General features: G+C 71.8%; 2 protein-coding genes and 1 pseudogene. 1 reads left to right on the top strand and 2 read right to left on the bottom strand.

The genetic code is table 11. The features are described 5' to 3' along the window. Positions 1-591: pseudogene (locus ACQKIP_RS39355) on the bottom strand (hypothetical protein); the annotation flags it as partial. After that, entirely contained in the window at positions 588-1,148 is a 561-nt protein-coding gene (locus ACQKIP_RS39350) for a hypothetical protein (RefSeq protein ID WP_365862044.1), read from the bottom strand. The pseudogene ACQKIP_RS39355 and the gene ACQKIP_RS39350, both read right to left, overlap by 4 nt. 116 nt (positions 1,149-1,264) lie before the next feature. Here ACQKIP_RS39350 and ACQKIP_RS39345 point away from each other — a divergent pair. After that, the coding region (locus ACQKIP_RS39345) for an ArnT family glycosyltransferase (protein ID WP_427745254.1) at positions 1,265-2,641 on the top strand (1,377 nt) is incomplete at its 3' end.

The raw sequence follows: 2,641 nt of genomic DNA, 5'->3' as shown, positions 1-2,641 counted from the left end.
TCCGTAGAGCAGGGGCGTCTTTTGCTGGTTGTCGCGGTAGACGTCTTCGCCGCGTTTGATGGTGTCGCCGGCCTTGGGCACCCAGGTTACGATTCCGGAGACGCCGCCCGCTCCCGGCTTGGCGCCGCCGCCGGAGGATGGGGCCAGCACGGTGGACGCATCGCCGTAGCTGAGCTGGCCGTCCACGGTCTGAGTGTCGGTGAGGGAGGTGCGCTGCACCTTCGCTGTCGCCGAGGGACCCTTGGATGCCTGCGGCTTGTCGTCGTCACTGCCGCCCAGCGTGCCGGTGGCGGCCAGGCCCGCGGCCGCGGCTACGGCGATCGCCACCAGCACGATCAGGGTGGTGCGCAGCGGCCGCCGCTTGCGGTGGCTGAGCGCCGGCTCCTCGCCGCCGTCGGCGCCGTCCTGGCCCTCGCCGCCGGCCGGGACGGGGGCCGGGGCCGGAGGGTCCTGGGCGGAAGCGGCGAGCGCCGCCCCGGTCGGCTGCTCGGTGGCCAGGGCACCGGGCCCGCGCACTTCCAGCGCGGCGGCCGGGTCGCTGTCGGGCTGGCCGGGCCCCCGCGGTGCGGGGGTGTGGTCCGGCGACGTCACTGCTCGGACCCGTCAGTGAAGTACAGCTCGCCGCCCGGCGACTTGTCCTGGCAGGCCTGCGAGGCCTTTTGCAGTTTCGGGTCGTCGGGCATCATGCCGATCTTGCCGAGCGGTACGTTGAGCCGGGTGCCGTCGATCTCGGGGTCCGGGAACTTCGGGATGCCGTTCTCGCGGATGCACTTCGCCCACGAGGTCACCTTGGAGGTGTCCATCTTGCCGCCGTTCTCGCGGGAGCGCCCCTGCGGCATCTTGTCGCGGCAGGCCTCCATCGCCTGCTGGGTCTTCGGGTCGTCCTGGCCGTTGCCGGGGTTCATGATGACCCGGCCGTCGGCGTCCTGTTCCGGGTCGGGGTAGTCGGGCACGCCGTTGGCCCGCATGCACTTCGAGTAGGCCAGCGCCTGGGTGAATCCCTTGTCCTTGGTTCCGGGGGACTTGCTGCTGTCCGAGTCGGCGGCACTCGAGTCACCGGAGCATCCGGCGGCACCGAAAGCGGCGAAAAGCAGGGCGGACGTGGCGATCAGGGTGCGCGCTTTGGTGCGCTTGCTTGTGATGGGCATGCGGCTGTTTCTACGTGGACGGCGGTCACACGGCGGACACAGCCGCCGCCGTCCAACTGTCCATGGCGCAGGCGTTTGTGACCGCACGGTTACCGGGGTCCTCACACGGTGAGGACATGACACTGACTGCTGCGGCCACCTCCCCCGAGGCCTCCCCCGGCACCGCTCCGCCGCCCCAGCGCCGCTGGTTCTGGCGCTCTCCCCCGGACCAGCCCTCCTGGGCCCGCCCGGCGCTGCTGGGGGTGGCCGCGCTCGCCGCCGTGCTCTACGGCTGGAATCTGACCAGCAGTTCCTACGCCCCGTACTACTCGGTGGCCGCCCGCAGCATGTCGGAGAGCTGGCACGCGTTCTGGTTCACCGCCCTCGACCCGGCGGCCACCATCACCATGGACAAGGTCGGCGGTTTTCTGTGGCCGCAGGCCCTGGCCGCCCGGCTGTTCGGCTTTCACGCCTGGGCGCTGACGCTGCCCCAGGTGCTTGAGGGCGTGGTGTCGGTGCTGGTCCTGTACCGGGTGGTGCGCCGCTGGCAGGGTCCGGTGGCCGGGCTGGCCGCGGCGGGGCTGCTGACCTTGACGCCGGTGGCCGCGTCGATGTTCGGCCACGCGATACTCGACGCTTCCCTCACCATGTGCCTGGTGCTGGCCGCGGACCAATACCAGAAGGCGGTCATGACCGGCCGCACAGGTCCGCTGCTGCTCAGCGGCGTGTGGATCGGCCTTGGCTTCCAGACCAAGATGATGCAGGCCTGGGTCGTTGTTCCGGCGCTCGCCCTGGGCTATCTCATCGCCGCCCCGCACCCGCTGCGCAAGCGGCTGGGGCAGCTGGTGGCGGCCGGCGGCGTGCTGCTGGCCGTGTCACTGTCGTGGGTCGCGCTGATGACCTTCACCCCGGAGAGCTCGCGCCCGTACGCGGACGGCACCACCAACAACAGTGCCTTCGCCATGGTGTTCGGCTACAACGGGCTCGACCGCCTGCACGACGGCCTGATCGACGGCTCGTTCCAGGGGACCTTCCAGGGTGCGCCACCCCCGCAGGACCAGGCCGGCGCCCGGGCGGGCGACGCGCAGGCCATGCCGGGCACCGAGGGGTGGGGCAAGCTCTTCGGTCCCCGGTTCGCCGCGCAGATCGGCTGGCTGTATCCGCTGGCGCTGCTGTCCCTGGTCCTGGGCCTGACCCGGCACCGCCGCGCCCCGCGCACCGACCAGCGGCGGGCCGGCTATCTGATGTGGGGCGGCTGGCTGCTCACCTCGGCGGTGCTGCTCAGCGCCATGGGGGTCCCGCACACGGCCTACGTCACGCTGCTGGCACCCGCGCTGGCCGCGCTGGCCGCCGCCGGGATCGTGGCGCTGTGGCGCATCCACCGCACGGCGCTCGGCCCGCCGCAGACCCTGGTGCTGCCGGCCCTCATCGTCGTACAGGAGGCATGGACGCTGCATGTGGCCGCCCAGTACCCAACGATCGTGCCGTGGCACACGCCAGTGAACCTCGCAGCC

It is taken from the genome of Streptomyces sp. NPDC059900 (genome assembly GCF_050270335.1).
In the GTDB taxonomy this organism is placed as follows: Bacteria; Actinomycetota; Actinomycetes; order Streptomycetales; family Streptomycetaceae; genus Streptomyces.
The sequence above is the reverse complement of the archived record's forward strand: the minus strand, read 5'-3'. Positions and strand labels throughout refer to the sequence as shown.

What these genes read in the sequence shown, in the direction of transcription:
- ACQKIP_RS39350 (WP_365862044.1), bottom strand. Translation starts at nt 1,148, where the DNA reads ATGCCCATCACAAGCAAGCGCACCAAAGCGCGCACCCTGATCGCCACG.